This window comes from Pseudomonas sp. ATCC 13867 (assembly GCF_000349845.1).
Classification (GTDB): domain Bacteria; phylum Pseudomonadota; class Gammaproteobacteria; order Pseudomonadales; family Pseudomonadaceae; genus Pseudomonas.
The window spans coordinates 4,664,921-4,687,531 of sequence record NC_020829.1 but is presented as its reverse complement, the minus strand read 5'-3'; the positions used below and the strand labels follow the sequence as shown (position 1 = coordinate 4,687,531).

The following is a 22,611-nucleotide window of genomic DNA, read 5'->3' as shown; positions in this document are numbered from 1 at the left end:
GCGCCCCGTTCGGGTTCAACCAGGCTCAGGAGCCCAGCTGCTTTTCCTTGATTTCCGCCAGGGTCTTGCAGTCGATGCACAGGGTGGCGGTGGGGCGGGCTTCCAGACGGCGGATGCCGATCTCGACGCCACAGGAATCGCACCAGCCGTAATCGTTGTCTTCGATCAGTTGCAGGGTCTCGTCGATCTTCTTGATCAGCTTGCGCTCGCGGTCGCGGGCGCGCAGCTCGAGGCTGAACTCTTCTTCCTGGCTGGCACGGTCGGCCGGGTCCGGGAAGTTCGCCGCTTCGTCCTGCATGTGGTGCACGGTGCGGTCCACTTCTTCCATCAGCTCAACTTTCCACTTGTTGAGGATGGAGGTGAAGTGCGCGCGCATGCGATCGCTCATGTACTCCTCGCCCTTGGTTTCCTGGTAGGGCTCGAAGCCACGAATCAGTTGGCTGCTCTGTTGTTTTGCTTTGGTGGGCATGGATGACCGCCTCTCACTCTCGCTAATCCTCTCGCGGATGGTCCCTCTCCGGCACTGCCGGCCCCGCGCTCGCAAGCGGGCGAACTTACCAGAACGATAACCGTGATGCTACTCCCGGTTGTCGAGCCTGTTGTCGCACGCACATGACCCGGCGACCCGGTCGCCGACCCGATAGAGGCCGCTATCGAGTTTCTTGCAAACCACTGCACGATCATCGGCTTTTCGCGAACGAAACGTACATTTTCGAGGTAGAACCACCGGTCTTCGGTGGTCCTCCTGTGTCGCTCGGTGGCCTGTTAGAATCGCCACCTTGTCGTAAAGTTCGGAAAAACTCATGGCTACTTCCTTCAGCGCACGCAGTCGCGCCATCGAACCTTTCCACGTCATGGCGCTGCTGGCGCGCGCCAATGAATTGCAGGCCGCGGGCCACGACGTCATTCACCTGGAAATCGGCGAGCCGGACTTCACCACCGCCGCGCCGATCATCGCCGCCGGCCAGGCTGCACTGGCCAACGGACATACCCGCTACACCGCCGCCCGTGGCGTGCCGGCGCTGCGCGAGGCCATCGCCGGCTTCTACGCCGAGCGCTATGGCCTGTCGATCGACCCGCAGCGCATCCTCATCACGCCCGGCGGCTCCGGTGCGTTGCTGCTGGCCAGCAGCCTGCTGGTGGACCCGGGCAAGCACTGGCTGCTGGCCGACCCGGGCTACCCGTGCAATCGCCACTTCCTGCGCCTGGTCGAAGGCGCCGCGCAGTTGGTGCCGGTGGGGCCGGAGAGCCGCTACCAGCTCACGCCCGACCTCATCGAGCGGCACTGGGATCATGACAGTGTAGGCGCTCTGGTCGCATCGCCGGCGAATCCTACGGGTACCTTGTTGCACCGGGATGAACTGGCCGCCCTGTCCGCCGCGCTGAAAGCACGCGGAGGCCGCCTGGTGGTCGACGAGATCTACCACGGCCTCACCTATGGTACCGACGCCACCAGCGTGCTGGAGGTGGATGACGACGCCTTCGTCCTCAACAGTTTCTCCAAATATTTCGGCATGACCGGCTGGCGCCTGGGCTGGCTGGTGGCGCCGCTCGATGCGGTCGGTGAACTGGAGAAGCTGGCGCAGAACCTCTACATCAGTGCGCCGAGCATGGCCCAGCATGCCGCGTTGGCCTGCTTCGAGCCGGAAACCCTGGCGATCTTCGAAGAGCGGCGCGCCGAGTTCGCCCGGCGTCGCGATTACCTGTTGCCGGCACTGCGGGAGCTGGGCTTCGGCATCGCGGTGGAACCGGAGGGCGCCTTCTATCTGTATGCGGACATCAGCGCTTTTGGCGGCGATGCCTACGCGTTCTGCCAGCACTTCATCGAAACCGAACACGTCGCCTTCACCCCCGGCGTGGACTTCGGCCGTTACCAGGCCTCGCACCATGTGCGCTTTGCCTATACCCAGAGTGTCGAGCGCCTGCAGCAGGCGGTGGAGCGCATCGCTCGCGGCCTGAAGAGCTGGCGTCCCTGATGCGCTTCGAGCCGGCGCTGGAAGAAGCGCGCCTGGTCAAGCGTTACAAGCGCTTCCTGGCGGACATCGAGACCGCCAGTGGCGAACGGCTGACCATCCACTGTCCGAATACCGGCTCGATGCTCAACTGCATGAGCGAGGGTTGCAGGCTGTGGTTCAGCCGTTCCAGCGACCCCAGGCGCAAGCTGCCGGGCACCTGGGAACTGGTGGAAACGCCCCAGGGGCGCCTGGCCTGCGTGAACACCGGGCGCGCCAACCGGCTGGTGGAGGAGGCGTTGCTGGCCGGCGCCGTGACTGAACTTGCGGACTTCGATGAGCTGCGCCGCGAAGTGGTCTACGGGCAGGAAAACAGCCGTGCCGATTTCCGCCTGATGGTTGCCGGCAAGCCGGTGTACGTCGAGGTGAAAAGCGTGACCCTGGGCTTCGACGAGACCCCGGTCGCCGCCTTCCCGGACGCCGTTACCCAGCGTGGCGCCAAGCATCTGCGCGAGCTGGCGGCGCTGGCTCGGGAGGGCGTGCGCGCGGTGCTGCTGTATGCGGTGAACCTGTCGGCGATCGACGCGGTGCGTCCGGCGGAAGAAATCGACCCGGCCTATGCCGCGGCTCTAGTCGAAGCGCATCGCGCCGGCGTGGAAGTACTGGCCTATGGGGCGCGGATCGATACGCAGGAGATTTGCCTGGACCGGCCGTTGAAGGTGCTGCTGTAACGACTGCCAGCCTAGGCGTGGTCCATCGCATCCAGCCAGATCCCTTGCTCATCCTCCCTGCACGGCAGCGATTCCAGCACATCCCCCAGGCATGGCCCCTGGATGCATTCGCCGGTCTCGATCAGGAACAGCGCGCCGTGGTGTCCGCATTGCAGCAGCCGGCCGCTGGCGTCGAGATACTGCTCCGCGTCGTAACCCAGCGGAATTTCCCGGTGCGGACAGCGGTTGCGGTAGGCATAGAGACGGCCCTGGCGGCGCACTACGAAAAGATTCAGGCCGGCGGCCTTGAAGCCCCGGCTCTGGCCTTCAGCCAGTTCATGCGGGGAGCAGAGCAGGATCATCCGGGTTCTCCATTCAGGGCGGGCATTATCCGCGCCCACAGGACGGGACCGGAAGAGGGTGCACATCCGTGTGCTGAAGAAAGGCGGACATCGGCTTGGCCGCGGCAGACGTGCGATCCTGGCGGAGGACTGTTCTCGGTGATGAAGGTCGTCGCTGATCTTCGCCCAGTCGCTCGGCACCAGCGGGCCTTGGCGACCGGGCGTGTACGGGGTGGGCGTCTCGGTTTCGTCGATGTCGTGCGGGCGCCAGGGTGGGGCATCATACCGCAGCCGAACACACTCCTGAGGTGGATTGAGGTCCCCGGGTGCGTTTTTCAGGCGTTGGCAGGGAAATGGTCGCGTGATGCCCGTCGGATGGATATTCGGCGCAGACCATAGCGCCAGGTAAATCTAAATGCAAATTATTATCATGATTCGGGTTCGTTACGGCACGCTGCGTCCTCGTCGCGCGATGCAGCGGCTCTCCGACGAATGAGGATTTCCGCGATGACGATCCCGAGCCCGATGCCCCGGTCGTCCCCTGAACTGTACCGCGCCTGGCAGGCGCTGCGCGCCGCACTGCTCCGGCAGAACCCCGGCCTGGCGGCGACTCGCGCGGTACGCGGCGGCCGCGTGGCGAGCCTCGATGCGACGCTTCTGGTCGATGCTCCGGGGCCGCGTATTCCAGAGGGGTTGGCCAGTCTTTCCCGCGCCTCTTATCCTTCCGCCCAGGCCCTGAACTCGGAAAGTCGTCCTTGACTCGGATCGTTGCTGCTCGACCGCTGTTCCCGCTCCTTGGTTTTCTTCTGCTGCTGGTTGTCTGGCTATCACTGGCCCTCGGGCCGGTGAGCCTGCCCCTGGGCGACACGCTGCGGGCGCTGGCGCGCCTGTTCGGCCTGCCGGTGTCCGCCGATGGACTGGGACAGGCCGAGTTGATCGTTGGCCAGATCCGCCTGCCGCGCACCTTGCTGGGCGTCGCCACCGGCGGGGTGCTGGCGCTGGCCGGCGTGGCCATGCAGGGGCTGTTCCGCAACCCGCTGGCCGATCCCGGCCTGATCGGCGTTTCCAGTGGCGCGGCCCTGGGGGCGGCGGTGGCCATCGTCTTCGGCGCGTCCATCGGCGGGCTGCCGGAAGCCTTCGCGCCCTACCTGCTCTCCGCCTGTGCATTCGCCGGCGGCCTGCTGGTCACGGCGCTGGTCTATCGCCTGGGGCGGCACAACGGGCAGACCAGCGTGGCCACCATGCTGCTGGCGGGTATCGCGCTCACCGCGTTGGCGGGGGCGCTGATCGGCCTGTTCACTTACCTGGCCGACGACGCCACGCTGCGCACCCTGACCTTCTGGAACCTCGGCAGCCTGAACGGCGCCAGTTATCCCCGGTTGTGGCCCTTGCTGCTGGTCACCCTGCTGGTGGCCTGCTGGCTGCCGCACCGGGTGGATGCGCTGAATGCGCTGCTGCTGGGCGAGTCGGAGGCGCGCCATCTGGGTTTCGATGTCGAACGCCTCAAGGTCGAACTGATTCTCTGCACGGCGCTGGGCGTCGGGGCGGCGGTGGCGGCGGCCGGCATGATCGGCTTCATCGGCCTGGTGGTGCCGCACCTGTTGCGCCTGATCGTCGGCCCGGATCACCGGGTGCTGCTGCCGGCGTCCATGTTCGGCGGCGCCATTCTGCTGTTGCTTGCCGATCTCGTGGCGCGGCTGGCGCTGGCGCCTGCGGAGTTGCCGATCGGCATCGTCACGGCGCTGATCGGCGCGCCATTCTTCCTTTACCTGCTGCTGCGGGGGCGCTCCTGATGCTGACGGCGGAAAACCTGCGGGTGAAGCGCGGCGCGCAGACGGTCTTGCAGGATGTCACGCTGGCCCTGCAGCCGGGCCAGGTGCTCGGTGTACTGGGACCGAACGGAGCGGGCAAGAGCACCCTGCTGGGGGCGCTCAATGGCGAGCTGCCGCTGTCCGGTGGCGCCGTGAGGCTGGATGATCGGCCGCTGTCGGACTGGCAGGGCGCTGACCGGGCGCGCCGCCTGGCGGTACTGCCGCAGTCATCGACGCTGAACTTCGCGTTCACCGTCGAGGCGGTGGTGGGGTTCGGACGCCTGCCGCACGACAGCGGTCGTCAGCGTGACGGCGAGATCATCGCGGCGGCCCTGGAGGCGGCGGATGCGCTGCACCTGATGGGGCGCAGCTACCTGGCGCTCTCCGGTGGCGAGCGCCAGCGTGTGCACCTGGCGCGGGTGCTGGCGCAGCTCTGGCCGGGCGGCGCGGAGCAGGTGCTGCTGCTGGACGAGCCAACCTCGGCGCTCGATCCGTTGCACCAGCACACCACGCTGCAGGCTGTGCGCGAATTTGCCAATCGCGGCGCAGCGGTACTGGTGATCCTGCATGACCTGAACCTGGCGGCGCGCTACTGTGATCGCCTGTTGTTGCTGCACCAGGGGCGGCCGCATCTGTTGGGCACGCCGGAAGACGTACTGCGTGCCGAGCCGCTGCGTACGGTGTTCGGACTGGAGGTGTTGGTCCAGCAGCACCCCGAGCGCGGCCACCCGCTGATCATCGCCCGCTGAAAGGAGTTCACGTGAGGTATCTTCTGCTTCCCCTGCTGGCGCTGTTGGCCGCCTGCCAGAGCCAGACCTCTGCGCCGCCGCTGCCGGCCTGGCAGAGTCCCGAGGGGCGTGACAGTGCCGACCTGGGTGTCATCCGCGACCTGCACAGCGGCGAGCGGCTGACGCCGCAGCAACTGCTCGACCGGCTGGCCAAGGCGCCGCGGGTGCTGGTGGGTGAGCAGCATGACAACCCGGACCATCACGCCCTGGAACTCTGGCTGGCGCGCGCGCTGGCGGAGCGCCGCCCGAGCGGCAGCGTGTCGATGGAGATGATCAACCCGAACCAGCAGGCGCGTGTTGCCGCCACGCAGGCCGCGGCGGACAAGGGTGAGCTTCCACAGGATCTGATCGGCGCCCTGGCCTGGCAGCCGGGTTGGGACTGGTCGCTCTACGGTCCGCTGGTGACCTGGCTGGTGAAGCAGCCCACGCCGCTGCTGTCGGCGAACCTGGATCGCAGCGAGATCATGCGCATCTATGCCGAGCCGCCAGTTCTGGAGGGCGCCCACTCTACGGCGAGCGGCGTGCGTGAGCGTCTGCTCGACGATATCCGCGAATCCCACTGCGGTCTGCTGCCGGAAAGTCAGTTGCCGGCGATGCTGGCGGTGCAGCAGCAACGCGACCGGCGCATCGCGGAGCGCCTGAAGGACGCGCCCGAGCCGGCGCTGCTGATTGCCGGCGGCTTCCATGCGCGGCGTGATCTGGGGGTGCCCCTGCATCTGGAGGATCTGGGGGCGGGGCAGGGCATGCGGGTGCTGATGCTGGCCGAAGTGGGCAGGGCCGTCGCGCCGGAGCAGGCGGACTACGTCTGGTACACACCGGCGCTGCCGCCGACGGATCATTGCGCGGCACTGCGGCAGTAGGATGGCGATCGGTGACGAACGGAGCCTGCGGGCCCGTTTTCTTGGTGCTGCTTTTCCGCGGACAAAAAAAAGACCCGGCAAAGTGCCGGGTCGAAACCGTGATTAGCCTGATGAGGAGATAATCTGAAGAGTCCGACTGCATGGTCCCTTGAGCTTATCCAACTGGCCTCGCGGCCAGTGAGTTAATAATAACCATTATCATTCGAGAGTCAATGCTTTTTCTGCGATGGCGATCGTTGGGAGTGGATTCGCGGCGATCACCGCCCTCGATGCAGAAATCCAGGCAAAAAAAGACCCGGCAAGGTGCCGGGTCTAAAACCGTGATTAGCCTGATGAGGAGATAATCTGAAGAGTCCGACTGCGTGGTCTCTTGAGCTTATCGTCTGGCCTCGCGACCAGATGAATCAATAATAATCATTATCATTTGAGAGTCAACCTCCTTTCGAAAAGTTTTTCGCGCCCGCGAAAAATCTTCCCCGTGGAAAACGAAAAGCCCGGCGCTGGGCCGGGCTTCTGGCGGAAGCTGGGCCTCAGCCCGCCTGGCGCTGCACGCGCAGTTGGGTGACTTCCTTGTTCAGCAAGTCGATGCGCCGGGCCATGCCCTCGATCAGGCTGTGGGCGATGCGCGGGTTGCTTTGCATCAGGCCGAGGAACTGGTCCTTGGGGATGACCATCACCGTGCAGGGTTCGCTGGCGATCACCGAGGCGCTGCGCTTCTCGCGGGTGAACACGGCCATCGCGCCGAAAATCTCGTCCTTCTGTACATCGCCGACCTTCTGCCCGTCGACGAAGGCCTCGGCGTGCCCCTCGATGATGATGAACACGTGCTCGGCGTCGTCCCCCTGCTGGATCAGCTGGGCGCCGGCGGCGAAATGCTGGAAGCCGGTGGCCGGCCGGATCTCCGGCTGCTTCAGGTGCGCCAGGGCGTCGGAGAGCAGGGCGGTGTGGCCGATCAGGTAGTGCAGGAACTGCTCCTGGCGGTGCTCGTCGTCATGGATATGGCGGAGCACGTCGCTGCGCGAAAAAGGGATCAGGCACAACGGCTCTTCGCTGACGTAACGGCAGGGCGGCAGGTCGATGCCCTGCCGCAGGCCGATCAGGTCGCCTTCCTGCTGGTAGAACAGCGGGCGTTCATCCACCAGGGCGTGGATCAGGCCATTCTCGACAAGGAACAGATGCTTGCCGGGCAACTCGGCCTCGAGGTCGTCGGAGCGCTCGAGACGGATCGGTTCGCCGCAGGGCGCCAGGCCGTCGAGCAGTTGCGCCGGAATCCCCTGCAGGCGGTTGATCAGTTGATCGGCATAGGCAGGTTGTTCACCGAGTAAGTACATGGCCGTAATTCCTTGAATGGCGGCAGTCGAGGGCGCACGAAGGGCCCTGAAACCATAAGTGGACAGGTACTTTAGCGTAAAGATTTTCCCACAGAGCTTGTGAGCTAGCTCTTGTTCCTTATGGGGAATGTCTCAAGTTCGCCTAGGAGGGCGGCTTTGTGTGCCGGTGGGAGGTCGTTCCAGTGCACGTCGAGCAAGGCGCCCTCGATGGCGTACAGGAGCACCTTCGAGGCTCGGAAACCACGGGCCCGGACCGCCCGGTAAGCGCCTACGGCACCCAGGCGGCGGAGGTCGGACGCACTGTGGATGCCGACGGCGTGCAGCCACTGGGCGGAGGTCTTGCCAAGGTTCTTCAGGTGCAGCAGTTCGTCGTTCATCGTCGGTCCTTGCGATGCGGCACGATGGCATGGGTCTAAAGGGCCGTGAACTGCTCATGACGGCCAGGTATGCCAGGGGAAGTGTAGCGTGGCTTTCTGATATCGCCCTGCGCGAACGGCAGGGCGACGGGGCGCGAGGGCCTGCGCCGCCTTCCTGGCAGCGCAGGCGGGGGAGGGGATCAGAGCCCCGGCAGGCGCTGGCGGATGCTGGCGACCAGGGCGTCCAGGCTGGCGGCGTCCGGGGTATCGACGCGCTTGCTGTGCTGTTGTTCTTCGTTGCTGAGCGACTCGCGTCCGGCCTGCTGGGCCTGGATGGTCTGCAGGGTGGCGTCCGATGGGTCGTTGCCTTCGTTCTGGCGCTGGGTGAGCCAGCCGGCGATGACGCTTTCCGGCGCGTGACAGTCGAGGATGAGGAAGGGCACGCCGGTTTCCTCGGCCATCTTCCAGGCGGCCGCGCGCTGTTCGCGCTTGAGGAACGTGGCGTCGAGCACCACCGGATAGCCGGCGCGCAGGATGTCCGCCGCCAGGGCGTTGAGGCGCTGGTAGGTGCCCATCGTGGCGTCGGCATTGTAGATGCCGGCCTGGTGTTGGCCGCGCTGTTCGGCGCTCTGCTCGCCGAACAGGCGCTTGCGCTCGACATCGGAGCGCAGGCGGATGGCGCCCAGGGCTTCCACCAGGCGCAGCGCCACCTGGCTCTTGCCGACGGCGGATACGCCGACCGTCACGGCGAGGAAGCGCGAGGGAATGGCACTGTAGCTTTCCGCCAGGTTGGCGTAGTTGCGGTACTGGCGCAGGGTCGCGGCTTTCTGCACGGCGTCGGTCTGGTGCGCCAGGCTGAACAGGGCGATCTTGGCGCGCACCAGGGCGCGGTAGGCCTTGTAGAAGTTCAGCAGTTCCAGCGACTGGTAGTCGCCGGTGTATTCCAGGTACTGGCTGACGAAGCGCCGCGACAGGCATTTCAGGCCGCGGTCTTCCAGATCCATCGCGAGGAAGGCGTAGTCGGCGGTGACGTCGGTGAAGCGGAACGGTTCGTTGAACTCGATGCAGTCGAACAGCACCACCTTGCCGTCGATGATGGCGGCGTTGCCCAGGTGGATGTCGCCGTGGCACTCACGGATGAAGCCGTTGGCCTTGCGCGACTCGAACACACTGTGCAGGCGATCGAAGCTGGATTCGGCCCAGGCTTCCAGGGCGTCGAGCTGCAGCAGGTCGGCCTTGTCGGAGAGCATCGGACGGATCTGTTCGAAGTTCTGTCGCACCGGCGCCATGCAGGCGTCCGGGGTGCCCAGCGGGTGTTCGGCCGGAACCTGCGGGGTGCGCTGGTGGAACTCGGCGATCTGCCGCGCCAGGCCATCGATGTGCAGGGCGCCGAGTTCGCCACGGGCCTGCACTTCGCTGAGCAGTTGGGTCTGCGGGAACTCGCGGCACTGGATCATGTATTCGATGGCCGGACCTTCGCCGCCCAGGCGCGGAGCGCTCTCGCTGCCGGTGATCGGCAGGACGTCGAGGTACAGGCCTTCGGTGAGGCGCTGGTTGAGGCGCAGTTCCTCCTCGCAGAAGTGCTTGCGCGCGGCGAGGTCGGTGAAGTCGAGGAAGCCGAAGTTGACGGGCTTCTTGATCTTGTAGACGTAGGAGCCGGTGAGCAGGACCCAGGAAATATGGGTTTCGATGACCCGGACGCTTTCGACCGGATGAGGGTAGAGCGCCGGGTTCTGCAGCGCTGCGATCAGAGTCTGGCTCACGTTATGTCCTTGTCTGTCTATTTTCGAGAGGCAGGCATTATGGCCGCTGGGTCCGATGGTGCAAACACCGCCCGGCAACCAATCCGTCGCGCCGAGGTCGAAGCACGGCAGTCGCGGCGCTACCCAGCCTCGGCGCCTGACAAGAACCCGGATACCGTCTGGAACGGTGTCTGTCCCCTGTGGATAAAGTACGTATAATGCGCCGCCATGACGCGTCCCCGATCTTCCAAATCCCGTAAAAAAAGCGGCAAATCGTCGCCCGCCATGCGCAAGTGGCTGGGCTGGGCTCTCAAGCTCGGCCTGGTTGGGCTGGTGGTGCTGGCCGGTTTTGCCGTGTACCTCGATGCGGTTGTCCAGGAGAAATTCTCCGGCAAGCGCTGGACCATTCCCGCCAAGGTGTATGCGCGCCCGCTGGAGCTGTTCGTCGGCCTGAAACTGGGCAAGGACGACTTCCTGCGCGAGCTGGACGCCCTGGGTTATCGTCGCGAGAGCGCGGTGAACGGGCCCGGCGCCGCCTCGGTGTCCGGTAATTCGGTCGAGCTCAACACCCGCGGCTTCCAGTTCTATGAAGGTGCCGAGCCCGCCCAACGGATTCGCGTGCGCTTCTCCGGCAACTCGGTCACCGGACTGACCCGTGCCAATGGCTCCGAGCTCGCGGTGGCGCGCATGGAGCCGTTGCTGATCGGCGGCCTGTACCCTGCGCACAACGAAGACCGCATCCTGATCAAGCTGGACCAGGTGCCGCCGTACCTGATCGATACCCTGGTGGCAGTGGAAGACCGCGATTTCTGGAGCCACCACGGCGTCTCGATCAAGTCCATCGCCCGTGCCGTCTGGGTCAATGCCAGCGCCGGGCAACTGCGCCAGGGCGGCAGTACCCTGACCCAGCAGTTGGTGAAGAACTTCTTCCTGACCAACGAACGCAGCCTGTCGCGCAAGCTCACCGAAGCCATGATGGCGGTGCTGCTGGAACTGCATTACGACAAGCGCGAAATCCTCGAGAGCTACCTGAACGAGGTGTTCCTCGGCCAGGACGGCCAGCGTTCGGTGAATGGCTTCGGCCTCGCCAGCCAGTACTTCTTCAGCCAGCCGCTGGCGGAGCTGAAGCTGCCGCAGGTCGCGCTGCTGGTCGGCATGGTGAAAGGGCCGTCCTATTACAACCCGCGCCGCAATCCGGAGCGTGCGATGGAGCGTCGCAACGTGGTGCTCGACGTGCTCGCCGAACAGGGCGTGATTACCCCCGAGGAGGCCGCCGTCGCCAAGAAGGCGCCGCTGGGCGTGACCCGTCAGGGCAGCATGGCCAACAGTTCCTACCCGGCCTTCCTCGATCTGGTGAAGCGCCAGTTGCGCGAAGACTATCGGGATGAAGACCTGACCGAGGAAGGCCTGCGCATCTTCACCAGCTTCGATCCGATCCTGCAGATGAAGGCCGAGTCCGCCGTCAGCGAGACCTTCAAGCGCCTCGAGGGCCGCAAGGGTGTGGCCGAAACCGAGACGGCGATGGTGGTGACCAACCCGGAAACCGGCGAGGTCCAGGCGCTGATCGGTAGCCGCGACCCGCGCTTCGCCGGTTTCAACCGTGCCATCGATGCCGTGCGCCCGATCGGTTCGCTGGTCAAGCCGGCGGTCTACCTGACTGCGCTGGAGCGGCCGAGCCAGTACACCCTGACCAGCTACATCCAGGACGAGCCGTTCCAGGTGAAGGGCAAGGACGGACAAGTGTGGAAGCCGCAGAACTACGATCACCAGTCGCGCGGCACCATCTTCCTCTACCAGGGGCTGGCCAATTCGCTGAACCTCTCCACGGCCAAGCTCGGCCTGGACCTGGGCGTGCCGAATGTGCTGAAAACCCTGGAGCGCCTGGGCGTTTCGCCGAACTGGCCGGCCTATCCGTCGATGCTACTGGGCGCCGGCGCGCTGAGCCCGATGCAGGTGGCGACCATGTACCAGACCATCGCCAGCGGCGGCTTCAACACGCCGTTGCGCAGCATTCGCAGCGTACTGGCGTCCGATGGGCAGCCGCTCAAGCGTTATCCGTTCCAGGTCCAGCAGCGCTTCGATCCGGGTGCCATCTACCTGGTACAGAACGCCATGCAGCGTGTGATGCGCGAAGGCACGGCGCGCTCGGTCTACAACCGCTTGCCGTTGTCGCTGACCCTGGCCGGCAAGACCGGTACCACCAACGACTCCCGCGACAGCTGGTTCTCCGGTTTCGGCCAGGACCTGTTGGCGGTGGTCTGGATCGGCCGTGACGACAACGGCAAGACACCGCTCACCGGCGCCACTGGCGCCCTGCAGATCTGGACCAGCTTCATGCGCAAGGCCGATCCGCTGCCGCTGGACATGCCGATGCCGGATAATGTGGTGCAGGCCTGGGTCGATCCGCACACCGGGCAGGGCACCGATGCCAACTGCCCCGGTGCGGTGCAGATGCCTTATATTCGAGGAAGCGAACCGGCCGCTGGCGCCGGTTGCGGAAACCAGACGCCGGCCAATGAGGTCATGGACTGGGTGCGTGGCTGGTTGAACTGATGCGAGAGGATTGGAAGTGAGAAAAGCATGCTTTGCGGCGTCGGCGACTCTGGCGCTTCTGTCCGGTTGTGCATCCCCGCAGCACGGTGCGATCCCGGTGCAGGATTCCGGCACCGCCGTTTCCAACTCGGAACGCGTGGGCCGCAGCGGCGGCAACTATCAGGCGCCGGCTTCCGCCAATGCCGGGCAGAGTATTCCCCAGGGCGATTCCGGCGTCACCGTGATGGTGCCGAAGGATGCCGGTGCCGCACCGATCCAGACCTTCCCGGCGCAGACCGGTGCGGCGCCGATCAGCACCTCGCCGATGACGACCGCGCCGGGCGGTGCCGGCTCGACCTATTCGCAGCAGCCGATTTCCACCAGCGGTGGCATTACCTCGAGCGGTGGTTTCCAGTCGCAGACCTACCAGCAGCCGGTGTACCAGACCCAGCCTTCGGCGCCGTCCACCCAGGGCAGCACCTACAACCAGGGTGGCTACAAGGCGCCGTCGGGCATTCCGTCGAGCAACACCGGCCTGGCCGCTGACGAGCAGCTCGATGGTCCGGTGCTGGCTCTGCTGACCACCGCCTCGCAACAGCAGGGCGGTGGCGATCTCAACGGTGCCGCGGCCAGCCTGGAGCGCGCCCAGCGCATCGCTCCACGCGAGCCGCAGGTGCTCTACAAACTGGCCCAGGTGCGTCTGGCCCAGGGCGATGCCGCTCAGGCCGAGCAGGTGGCGCGCCGCGGGCTGTCGTTGGCCGGTGGTCGCCCGACCCTGCAGGCCAGCCTGTGGGATCTGATTGCCAAGTGCCGTGAGCAGCAAGGCGATGCCGCCGGCGCTGCCGAGGCCCGGCAGAAAGCCAAGGTGACCCTGTGATGGACGATCGACTGCCGGCGATTGCGGATCAGTTGCTGCTGATCGAGCGTGAGATGCGTGCCATCGGGCTGTGGGGGGAGGAGCGTCCGTCGCAGGAGGCGCTTTCCAGCCAGGAGCCGTTCTGTGTGGATACGCTGGCGCTGGAGGAGTGGCTTCAGTGGATATTCCTGCCGCGCATGAAGCTGATCATCGAAACGGGCGCCGACCTGCCTTCCGCGTCAGGCATCCGCGAGATCGCCGACGAAGCCTATGCCAATGAAGGCGCGCGCACACGGGCGCTACTGGAGGCGCTCAGCGCATTCGACCGGTTGATCACCGGGAAGCACTGAGCGCGTTTGCTGCGTCAGTTGCAGCTTTCCCGGATGGCTTTTTCGCTGTCGCTGATGCGTTGCTGCCGCTCTTCCTCGGTGATGCGGCGGTACTCACCGTTTTCCTGCACGCGAACGCGCGGATTGTTCTTGAGCTGAGCCAGGTTTTCCCGCGCCTGCGAGCAACGCTGCGCCTGTGCGGCGTCCTGGTTGGCAACTTCCTGGCGTACCTTGTCATCCAGCGCCTTCTGCTTGTCGTCCGTGCCGGATGCCGGCGGGGCCGGTTTGGGCGGGGGAGGCGGCGGGAAGTTCGATTTGGGCTGGGTGGTGTTGGTGTTGACGGTGGCGGCGCTGGTGCCTTCCGGCGGCTGCGCGCCGAAGTGTGTGACACCCTGAGCGTCCACCCACTTGTAGACCTGCGCGGCCATCACGGTCGGGGCCAGTGCGAGCAGCAGGCTGCCCATGAAAATCGTCCGTCGCATGCGTTGTCGATCCTTGGGGTGCGGAGTCTGTCGATAACTATAACCAAATCGCCAGCTTATTCACTCGGAGAAAGTTCACATCCCCGCTTCATCCAAAAGCTATATATGGCTTGACTTGCTCCTCCTGAATCAGAAGAATCCAAGATTCGCTGCAGTGGGCCGGCCGCAAGCTGGTTTTACTCGGCAGACAAGAGGTGCTACCCGCGCCGCAAAGTTTCACCCTGTTTCGCGTTACCTCGCGCTGGGTGGAGGCTCTCCGTAACACACACAGGATTGTCTCCAGGTTCTGCTCAATCGGCAGTCGACGTAGCCGGCGATCACATTCGCCCATGTCTGCCGGGCAGCCATCCAAGTCGGTCCCCCACGTCGGGGGTTTCCGTATATAGCGTTCTAGAGGTGACAACGTGGAGCTTTTATCCGGCGCTGAAATGGTCGTCCGCTCGTTGCGTGACGAAGGCGTTAAGTACATCTACGGGTACCCGGGCGGTGCCCTCCTGCATATCTACGACGCTCTCTTCAAAGAGAACGAAGTAACCCATATCCTGGTTCGCCACGAGCAGGCCGCCACTCACATGGCCGACGGCTATGCGCGCGCCACCGGCAAGCCCGGCGTCGTGCTGGTGACCTCCGGCCCAGGTGCGACCAATGCCGTGACCGGCATCGCCACCGCCTACATGGACTCCATCCCGATGGTGGTGATCTCCGGCCAGGTGGCGAGCAACATGGTCGGTACCGACGCGTTCCAGGAAACCGACATGGTCGGTATCTCCCGCCCGATCGTGAAGCACAGCTTCATCATCAAGCATCCGTCGGAAATCCCCGAGGTCATCAAGAAGGCCTTCTATATCGCCCAGTCCGGCCGTCCCGGCCCGGTGGTGATCGATATTCCGAAGGACATGGGCGATCCGACCCAGAAGTTCGAATACAGCTACCCGAAGAAGGTCAAGCTGCGCTCCTACAGCCCGGCGGTCCGTGGCCATTCCGGCCAGATCCGCAAGGCCGCCGAGATGCTGCTGTCCGCCAAGCGCCCGATCATCTACGCCGGTGGCGGCGTGATCATGGGCAATGCCGCCGAGCCGTTGACCGAAGTGGCGCGCATGCTCAACGTGCCGGTCACCAACACCCTGATGGGGCTGGGTGGCTATCCGGGCACCGATCGCCAGTTCGTCGGCATGCTCGGCATGCACGGCAGCTACACCGCGAACCTCGCGATGCACCACGCTGACGTGATCTTCGCTGTCGGCGCGCGTTTCGACGATCGCGTGATCAACGGCGAGACCGCGGCCAAGTTCTGTCCGAACGCCAAGATCATCCATGTCGACATCGACCCGGCCTCGATCTCCAAGACCGTCAAGGCCGACATCCCGATCGTCGGTCCGGTGGACAGCGTCCTGACCGAAATGGTCGCGATCCTCAAGGAAATCGGCGAGACCCCGAACAAGGAAGCCCAGGCTGCCTGGTGGAAGCAGATCGAGGAATGGCGCGGCAACCGCGGCCTGTTCCCGTACAGCATGGGTGACGGCAGCATCATCAAGCCGCAGACCGTGATCGAGACCCTCTGCGAAGTCACCCACGGCGATGCCTACGTGGCCTCCGACGTGGGCCAGCACCAGATGTTCGCGGCGCAGTACTACCGCTTCAACAAGCCCAATCGCTGGATCAACTCCGGCGGCCTGGGCACTATGGGCTTCGGCTTCCCGGCGGCGATGGGCGTGAAGCTGAACTTCCCCGACGCCGACGTCGCCTGCGTGACCGGTGAAGGCAGCATCCAGATGAACATTCAGGAGCTGTCCACCTGCCTGCAGTACGACCTGCCGGTGAAGATCATCAACCTGAACAACGGTGCGCTGGGCATGGTCCGCCAATGGCAGGACATGCAGTACAACAGCCGCTACTCGCACTCCTACATGGAATCGCTGCCGGACTTCGTCAAGCTGGCTGAAGCCTATGGCCACGTTGGCATGCGCATCACCGACCTGAAAGACCTGAAGCCGAAGATGGAAGAAGCCTTCGCGATGAAGAACCGCCTGGTCTTCCTCGACATCCAGGTCGATACCAGCGAGCACGTCTACCCGATGCAGATCCGCGGCGGTGCGATGCGCGACATGTGGCTGAGCAAGACGGAGCGTACCTGATCATGCGACACATCATTTCCCTGCTGCTGGAAAACGAACCCGGTGCGCTCTCCCGCATTGTCGGCCTGTTCTCTCAGCGCAACTACAACATCGAAAGCCTGACGGTCGCCCCGACCGAGGATCCGACGCTGTCGCGCCTGACCCTGACCACCGCTGGTCAGGATGAGGTCATCGAGCAGATCACCAAGAACCTCAACAAGCTCATCGAGGTGGTAAAACTGGTGAATCTCTCGGAAAGCGCACACATCGAGCGCGAGCTGATGCTGGTGAAAGTGAAGGCCACCGGCGCCCAGCGCGCCGAGGTCAAGCGCACCACCGACATCTTCCGCGGGCAGATCGTCGACGTCACCAGCAGCGTCTATACCGTGCAGCTGGCCGGTACCAGCGACAAGCTGGACAGCTTCATCCAGGCCATCGGCACCGCGTCGATCCTCGAGGTTGTCCGCAGTGGCGTCACCGGTATCGCCCGTGGCGACAAGACTCTCAGCATCTGATTTGAAATACGGCCCACGAGGCCAACTGACAGGGGATTACCCAAATGCGCGTTTTCTACGATAAAGACTGTGACCTCTCCATCGTTCAGGGCAAGAAAGTTGCCATCATCGGTTACGGTTCCCAGGGCCACGCCCACGCCTGCAACCTGAAAGACTCCGGCGTCGACGTCACCGTCGGCCTGCGTGCGGGTTCTTCCTCCGTTGCCAAGGCCCAGAACCACGGCCTGAAAGTGGCCGAAGTAGCCGAAGCCGTTGCTTCCGCCGACCTGGTGATGATTCTGACCCCGGACGAGTTCCAGGGCCGCCTGTACAAGGACGAGGTCGAGCCGAACCTGAAGAAGGGCGCTACCCTGGCCTTCGCTCACGGCTTCTCCATCCACTACAACCAGGTCGTTCCGCGTGCCGACCTCGACGTGATCATGATCGCGCCGAAGGCCCCGGGCCACACCGTACGTTCCGAGTTCGTCAAGGGCGGCGGCATCCCTGACCTGATCGCCATCTACCAGGACGCTTCGGGCAATGCCAAGAACGTCGCCCTGTCCTACGCCTGTGGCGTTGGCGGCGGCCGTACCGGCATCATCGAAACCACCTTCAAGGACGAGACCGAAACCGACCTGTTCGGCGAGCAGGCCGTCCTCTGTGGCGGTTGCGTCGAGCTGGTGAAAGCCGGTTTCGAGACCCTGGTCGAAGCCGGTTACGCGCCGGAAATGGCCTACTTCGAGTGCCTGCACGAGCTGAAGCTGATCGTTGACCTCATGTTCGAGGGCGGCATCGCCAACATGAACTACTCGATCTCCAACAACGCCGAATACGGCGAGTACGTGACCGGTCCGGAAGTGATCAACGCCGAATCCCGTGCTGCCATGCGCAACGCTCTGAAGCGCATCCAGAACGGCGAATACGCCAAGATGTTCATCTCCGAAGGCGCCACCAACTACCCGTCGATGACCGCTTACCGCCGCAACAACGCTGCCCATGGCATCGAAGTGGTTGGTGAGAAGCTGCGCGCGATGATGCCGTGGATCGCTGCCAACAAGATCGTCGACAAGTCCAAGAACTAAGGTCTTTTCGACAAACGAAGAAACGCGGCGCTGGCCGCGTTTTTTCGTTCTAGGGCGGTGATCTGGTATAAAGCGGGGGCGCCAGGGCCGTCAGCGCAGTAGCGTGCCCCGGCGAATCTCAGCCTCAACGAGTTCTCAAGGAATCGTCCATGAGTGAAGGTCACGAGGAGCCGAACAAGGCTTCCGACACCGAAGAAAGTCTGCTGCCCATCGATGAGCACATCGAAGAGGGCCACGACGCCGAAGGCCGCAAGGTCCGCCATCGCGGCATCTACCTGCTGCCCAACCTGTTTACCACGGCGGCGCTGTTCACCGGCTTGTACGCCATCATCAATGCCATGAGCGGCGACTTCTCCAATGCCGCCATTGCCATCTTCGTCGCGATGGTGCTCGATGGCCTCGACGGCCGCGTCGCTCGCCTGACCAACACCCAGAGTGCATTCGGCGCCGAGTACGACTCGTTGTCCGACATGGTCGCCTTCGGTGTTGCGCCGGCGCTGGTTGCCTTCGAGTGGGCGCTGAGCAGCCTGGGCAAGGTCGGCTGGATGGTTGCCTTCATCTATGTCGCCGGCGCCGCGCTGCGTCTGGCGCGCTTCAACACCCAGGTGGGCAAGGCCGACAAGCGCTACTTCATCGGCCTGGCCAGTCCGGCCGCCGCAGCGCTGGTAGCCGGTACCGTATGGGCGTTTGCCGACTTCGACGTCCAGGGCGCCAAGGTGTCCCTGCTGGTCGCGCTGATGGTTGCCGCCGCTGGCATGCTGATGGTCAGCAACATCAAGTACTACAGCTTCAAGGACCTGGACCTGCGCGGCCGCGTGCCGTTCGTGGCGATCCTGGTGGTAGTGCTGGCGTTCGCCGTGGTCTTCACCGACCCGCCGCGCATCCTGCTGCTGCTGTTCCTTGCATACGCCGCCTCCGGCCCGGTGCAATACTTGCTGCAGTTGCGCCGTCGCAAGCAGCCGCCTGCCGTGTAATTTCCAGCGGGCTCCGCAGTCTACTGGCGCATACAGCCAGTCGTTGCGGAGCCCGTCATGCTGATCAAGTCGTCCCGCCTTTCCGATTGCCACGAATCGGAAGTCACACCCGAATCCCTCTATTTCTCCCGTCGCCAGTTCATGTCTGGTGCGATAGCGGCTGCCGCGCTGTCCGGACTGCCTCGCTTGAGCTTTGCCGAGGGTGGACGCTACGCCGATGTCGAGGCGGCGCAGCCTCCTGCCTGGTTGGGCGAGAAGCTTGCGGCTACCCGCTGGGATGCCGTCACAGTGAAGGATGAGGCGATTACGCCTTTCAAGGATGCGACGAACTACAACAACTTCTATGAATTCGGCCCGGATAAAGGTGATCCCGCCGCCAATGCCGGAGCGCTGAAAACCGAACCCTGGTCGGTGGTAGTCGATGGCGAGGTGAACAAGCCCGGCAAATACGCGCTGGAAGATTTCATCAAGCCGTATCAGTTGGAGGAGCGCATCTATAGGCTGCGCTGTGTCGAGGCCTGGTCGATGGTCATTCCCTGGATCGGTTTTCCGCTCTCGGAACTGATCAAGCGGGCCGAGCCGACCAGCAACGCCAGGTTCGTGCGCTTCGAGACTCTGGTGGATCGTCAGGACATGCCGGGTGTGCAGTCCAACTTCGCCCTGATCGACTGGCCCTATGTCGAGGGGCTGCGCATGGATGAGGCCATGCACCCTCTGGCCATTCTCGCGGTCGGTATGTACGGCCGGGTACTGGCCAACCAGAACGGTGCGCCACTGCGGTTGATCGTGCCGTGGAAATACGGTTTCAAGGGCGCCAAGTCCATCGTACGCATCAGCTTCGTCGCGGCGCAGCCGAAGACCACCTGGCAAAGCCTGGCCCCGGACGAGTACGGCTTCTATGCCAACGTGAATCCGACGGTCGATCACCCGCGCTGGACTCAGGCGCGGGAGCGCCGTCTGCCCAGTGGACTATTCAGCCCCAATGTTCGTCCCACCCTCATGTTCAACGGCTATGCCGATGAGGTGGCTTCGCTCTATGCGGGCATGGACTTGAGGAAGGATTACTGATGCGCAATCCATTGTGGCGCGGCGCTGTGTTCGTTTCCGCCTTGTTGCCGCCACTCTATTGGTTGTACCAGGCGTGGATCTTCGCCCTCGGGCCTGACCCGGGGAAGGCGCTGGTCGACCGATTGGGGCAGGGTGGGTTGATCCTGCTGCTGATTACCCTGTCGATGACGCCGCTGCAGAAGCTTACCCGCTGGAATGGCTGGATACAGGTGCGCCGGCAACTGGGCCTGTGGTGCTTCACCTATATCGCGCTGCACCTGAGTGCCTATGCCATCTTCATTCTAGGGCTGGACTGGGCGCAACTGGGTGTCGAACTGCGCAAGCGTCCTTATATCTTCGTGGGTGTCACCGCGTTCCTCGGGCTACTGGCGATGGCAGTCACCTCCAACCGCTACAGCATGCGCAAGCTGGGTAGCGGATGGAAGAAACTGCATCGCCTGATATATGTCATCCTCGCCCTGGGCCTATTGCATATGCTGTGGGTAGTCCGCTCCGATCTGGAGCGCTGGGCCATCTATGCGGCAATCGGGTGCTTCCTGATGCTCCTGCGGCTACCGCCAGTGGCGCGCCAACTGCCCTTGCTCCGTAGCCGATTCATAACCGACTGAAATTTCTTGCAGAAATGTGTTGACGGGTCGTTTCAAGTCCCTATAATGCGCACCACTCCCAGCGACGAAGCGCTGAAATAGCTTGAAAATCAAGCACTTACAGTGGTTCTAATTGAGGGTGGTGGTCAGGCGGGTGAGTCACTTGCCGCTTTCAGCTTGCCGCTCCGGCAGCGGTTGAAAGAAGATCATCGAGGTGCTTGACAGCGAGTTTGATCGCTGTAGAATGCGCCTCCCGCTGATGCGAAGGTTTCCTTCGCTGAAGCACAAGCGATTGAGTAGAAAAGAAATTTTCGAAAAATAAAGCTTGACGGAAAGAGAGGTTAGCGTAGAATGCGCGCCTCGGTTGAGACGAAAGCCTTAACCAACTGCTCTTTAACAAGTCGAATCAAGCAATTCGTGTGGGTGCTTGTGATGTAAGACTGATGATCGACTGATTATCAGCAACGCAAGTAACACTCGTGAATTCGAGAGTTTTAGCTCATTAAATTGAGCATGCGATTGCTGAGCCAAGTTTAGGGTTTTCTCAAAACCCAAGCAGTATTGAACTGAAGAGTTTGATCATGGCTCAGATTGAACGCTGGCGGCAGGCCTAACACATGCAAGTCGAGCGGATGAAGGGAGCTTGCTCCCGGATTCAGCGGCGGACGGGTGAGTAATGCCTAGGAATCTGCCTGGTAGTGGGGGACAACGTTTCGAAAGGAACGCTAATACCGCATACGTCCTACGGGAGAAAGCAGGGGACCTTCGGGCCTTGCGCTATCAGATGAGCCTAGGTCGGATTAGCTAGTTGGTGGGGTAAAGGCCTACCAAGGCGACGATCCGTAACTGGTCTGAGAGGATGATCAGTCACACTGGAACTGAGACACGGTCCAGACTCCTACGGGAGGCAGCAGTGGGGAATATTGGACAATGGGCGAAAGCCTGATCCAGCCATGCCGCGTGTGTGAAGAAGGTCTTCGGATTGTAAAGCACTTTAAGTTGGGAGGAAGGGCAGTAAGTTAATACCTTGCTGTTTTGACGTTACCAACAGAATAAGCACCGGCTAACTTCGTGCCAGCAGCCGCGGTAATACGAAGGGTGCAAGCGTTAATCGGAATTACTGGGCGTAAAGCGCGCGTAGGTGGTTTGGTAAGATGGATGTGAAATCCCCGGGCTCAACCTGGGAACTGCATCCATAACTGCCTGACTAGAGTACGGTAGAGGGTGGTGGAATTTCCTGTGTAGCGGTGAAATGCGTAGATATAGGAAGGAACACCAGTGGCGAAGGCGACCACCTGGACTGATACTGACACTGAGGTGCGAAAGCGTGGGGAGCAAACAGGATTAGATACCCTGGTAGTCCACGCCGTAAACGATGTCGACTAGCCGTTGGGATCCTTGAGATCTTAGTGGCGCAGCTAACGCGATAAGTCGACCGCCTGGGGAGTACGGCCGCAAGGTTAAAACTCAAATGAATTGACGGGGGCCCGCACAAGCGGTGGAGCATGTGGTTTAATTCGAAGCAACGCGAAGAACCTTACCTGGCCTTGACATGTCCGGAATCCTGCAGAGATGCGGGAGTGCCTTCGGGAATCGGAACACAGGTGCTGCATGGCTGTCGTCAGCTCGTGTCGTGAGATGTTGGGTTAAGTCCCGTAACGAGCGCAACCCTTGTCCTTAGTTACCAGCACGTTATGGTGGGCACTCTAAGGAGACTGCCGGTGACAAACCGGAGGAAGGTGGGGATGACGTCAAGTCATCATGGCCCTTACGGCCAGGGCTACACACGTGCTACAATGGTCGGTACAGAGGGTTGCCAAGCCGCGAGGTGGAGCTAATCCCATAAAACCGATCGTAGTCCGGATCGCAGTCTGCAACTCGACTGCGTGAAGTCGGAATCGCTAGTAATCGTGAATCAGAATGTCACGGTGAATACGTTCCCGGGCCTTGTACACACCGCCCGTCACACCATGGGAGTGGGTTGCTCCAGAAGTAGCTAGTCTAACCGCAAGGGGGACGGTTACCACGGAGTGATTCATGACTGGGGTGAAGTCGTAACAAGGTAGCCGTAGGGGAACCTGCGGCTGGATCACCTCCTTAATCGAAGATCTCAGCTTCTTCATAAGCTCCCACACGAATTGCTTGATTCACTGGTTAGACGATAGGTTTGCTGCTCGGTTGGTTTGAGCGCGCCCCCCGGCT

General features: G+C 63.1%; 21 protein-coding genes and 1 rRNA gene. 16 read left to right on the top strand and 6 right to left on the bottom strand.

What is annotated here, in order from left to right:
* Positions 1-25: 25 nt before the first annotated feature.
* Positions 26-469: an RNA polymerase-binding protein DksA gene (gene dksA, locus H681_RS21015; protein ID WP_015478905.1), complete on the bottom strand. Its 444-nt coding sequence runs from the start codon at positions 467-469 to the stop codon at positions 26-28.
* 334 nt (positions 470-803) lie between these two features.
* Between dksA and H681_RS21010 the strand changes: the two genes are divergently transcribed.
* Together H681_RS21010 and sfsA are read left to right on the top strand one after the other, a co-directional pair.
* Positions 804-1,976, top strand: coding sequence for a pyridoxal phosphate-dependent aminotransferase (locus H681_RS21010; protein ID WP_015478904.1), 1,173 nt, complete (start codon positions 804-806; stop codon positions 1,974-1,976).
* Positions 1,976-2,683, top strand: a complete 708-nt coding sequence (gene sfsA / locus H681_RS21005; RefSeq protein WP_015478903.1) for a DNA/RNA nuclease SfsA — start codon at positions 1,976-1,978, stop codon at positions 2,681-2,683. The genes H681_RS21010 and sfsA overlap by 1 nt, the downstream gene beginning before the upstream one ends.
* A gap of 11 nt (positions 2,684-2,694) precedes the next feature.
* Here the strand turns inward: sfsA and H681_RS21000 are convergent, their stop codons facing one another.
* On the bottom strand, positions 2,695-3,024 hold the full coding sequence (locus tag H681_RS21000) for a Rieske (2Fe-2S) protein (protein WP_015478902.1): 330 nt from the start codon (positions 3,022-3,024) through the stop codon (positions 2,695-2,697).
* A gap of 486 nt (positions 3,025-3,510) precedes the next feature.
* On the opposite strand from H681_RS21000, the gene H681_RS26095 reads away from it, so the two are divergent.
* Genes H681_RS26095 through H681_RS20985 form a run of 4 tightly spaced genes read left to right on the top strand, consistent with a single transcriptional unit; the run spans position 3,511 to position 6,462 of the window.
* Positions 3,511-3,762: a hypothetical protein gene (locus H681_RS26095; RefSeq protein ID WP_236620496.1), complete on the top strand. Its 252-nt coding sequence runs from the start codon at positions 3,511-3,513 to the stop codon at positions 3,760-3,762.
* Between the two features lie 50 nt (positions 3,763-3,812).
* Positions 3,813-4,796 carry a FecCD family ABC transporter permease gene (locus H681_RS20995; protein ID WP_086009624.1) on the top strand — a complete coding sequence of 328 codons (984 nt, stop codon included), beginning with the start codon at positions 3,813-3,815 and terminating at the stop codon, positions 4,794-4,796.
* Positions 4,796-5,563 carry a heme ABC transporter ATP-binding protein gene (locus H681_RS20990; RefSeq protein ID WP_015478900.1) on the top strand — a complete coding sequence of 256 codons (768 nt, stop codon included), beginning with the start codon at positions 4,796-4,798 and terminating at the stop codon, positions 5,561-5,563. Before H681_RS20995 ends, H681_RS20990 begins: the two co-directional genes overlap by 1 nt.
* An 11-nt stretch (positions 5,564-5,574) precedes the next feature.
* Entirely contained in the window at positions 5,575-6,462 is an 888-nt protein-coding gene (locus tag H681_RS20985) for a ChaN family lipoprotein (protein WP_015478899.1), read from the top strand.
* Between the two features lie 530 nt (positions 6,463-6,992).
* On the opposite strand, the gene H681_RS20980 is transcribed toward H681_RS20985, so the two are convergent.
* The 3 genes from H681_RS20980 to H681_RS20970 form a co-directional block, all read right to left on the bottom strand.
* Entirely contained in the window at positions 6,993-7,793 is an 801-nt protein-coding gene (locus H681_RS20980; protein ID WP_015478898.1) for a Crp/Fnr family transcriptional regulator, read from the bottom strand.
* A gap of 104 nt (positions 7,794-7,897) precedes the next feature.
* Positions 7,898-8,170 (bottom strand): TfoX/Sxy family protein, encoded by a 273-nt coding sequence (locus tag H681_RS20975; RefSeq protein WP_015478897.1) that lies wholly within the window; start codon positions 8,168-8,170, stop codon positions 7,898-7,900.
* A 179-nt stretch (positions 8,171-8,349) separates the two neighbouring features.
* Positions 8,350-9,912, bottom strand: coding sequence for a bifunctional aminoglycoside phosphotransferase/ATP-binding protein (locus H681_RS20970; protein ID WP_015478896.1), 1,563 nt, complete (start codon positions 9,910-9,912; stop codon positions 8,350-8,352).
* A 207-nt stretch (positions 9,913-10,119) separates the two neighbouring features.
* Between H681_RS20970 and mrcB the strand changes: the two genes are divergently transcribed.
* From mrcB to H681_RS20955, 3 genes are read left to right on the top strand one after another with little or no spacing between them, the layout of a single operon-like run.
* The gene (gene mrcB / locus H681_RS20965) at positions 10,120-12,444 is read left to right on the top strand and encodes a penicillin-binding protein 1B (protein WP_080636251.1); all 2,325 of its coding nucleotides are present in this window, start codon (positions 10,120-10,122) and stop codon (positions 12,442-12,444) included.
* Between the two features lie 16 nt (positions 12,445-12,460).
* Positions 12,461-13,300, top strand: coding sequence for a tetratricopeptide repeat protein (locus H681_RS20960; RefSeq protein ID WP_041712188.1), 840 nt, complete (start codon positions 12,461-12,463; stop codon positions 13,298-13,300).
* Complete coding sequence (locus H681_RS20955; protein WP_015478893.1) at positions 13,300-13,629, top strand: YqcC family protein; 330 nt, start codon at positions 13,300-13,302, stop codon at positions 13,627-13,629. Before H681_RS20960 ends, H681_RS20955 begins: the two co-directional genes overlap by 1 nt.
* A 14-nt stretch (positions 13,630-13,643) precedes the next feature.
* Here the strand turns inward: H681_RS20955 and H681_RS20950 are convergent, their stop codons facing one another.
* Positions 13,644-14,090, bottom strand: coding sequence for a DUF4124 domain-containing protein (locus tag H681_RS20950; RefSeq protein ID WP_041712186.1), 447 nt, complete (start codon positions 14,088-14,090; stop codon positions 13,644-13,646).
* Between the two features lie 404 nt (positions 14,091-14,494).
* On the opposite strand from H681_RS20950, the gene H681_RS20945 reads away from it, so the two are divergent.
* The 7 genes from H681_RS20945 (at position 14,495) to H681_RS20915 (ending at position 22,509) form a co-directional block, all read left to right on the top strand.
* A complete protein-coding gene (locus H681_RS20945; RefSeq protein ID WP_015478891.1) occupies positions 14,495-16,225 on the top strand; it encodes an acetolactate synthase 3 large subunit in 1,731 nt (576 codons plus the stop codon).
* 2 nt (positions 16,226-16,227) lie between these two features.
* Positions 16,228-16,719, top strand: a complete 492-nt coding sequence (ilvN, locus tag H681_RS20940) for an acetolactate synthase small subunit (protein ID WP_015478890.1) — start codon at positions 16,228-16,230, stop codon at positions 16,717-16,719.
* A gap of 44 nt (positions 16,720-16,763) precedes the next feature.
* Positions 16,764-17,780 carry a ketol-acid reductoisomerase gene (ilvC, locus tag H681_RS20935; RefSeq protein WP_015478889.1) on the top strand — a complete coding sequence of 339 codons (1,017 nt, stop codon included), beginning with the start codon at positions 16,764-16,766 and terminating at the stop codon, positions 17,778-17,780.
* 149 nt (positions 17,781-17,929) lie between these two features.
* Positions 17,930-18,754, top strand: coding sequence for a CDP-diacylglycerol--serine O-phosphatidyltransferase (gene pssA / locus H681_RS20930; RefSeq protein ID WP_015478888.1), 825 nt, complete (start codon positions 17,930-17,932; stop codon positions 18,752-18,754).
* A gap of 57 nt (positions 18,755-18,811) precedes the next feature.
* Positions 18,812-19,822 carry a protein-methionine-sulfoxide reductase catalytic subunit MsrP gene (msrP, locus tag H681_RS20925; RefSeq protein WP_015478887.1) on the top strand — a complete coding sequence of 337 codons (1,011 nt, stop codon included), beginning with the start codon at positions 18,812-18,814 and terminating at the stop codon, positions 19,820-19,822.
* Positions 19,822-20,430, top strand: coding sequence for a protein-methionine-sulfoxide reductase heme-binding subunit MsrQ (msrQ, locus tag H681_RS20920; protein ID WP_015478886.1), 609 nt, complete (start codon positions 19,822-19,824; stop codon positions 20,428-20,430). Before msrP ends, msrQ begins: the two co-directional genes overlap by 1 nt.
* 542 nt (positions 20,431-20,972) lie before the next feature.
* A 16S ribosomal RNA gene (locus H681_RS20915) occupies positions 20,973-22,509 on the top strand.
* Positions 22,510-22,611 lie beyond the last annotated feature (102 nt).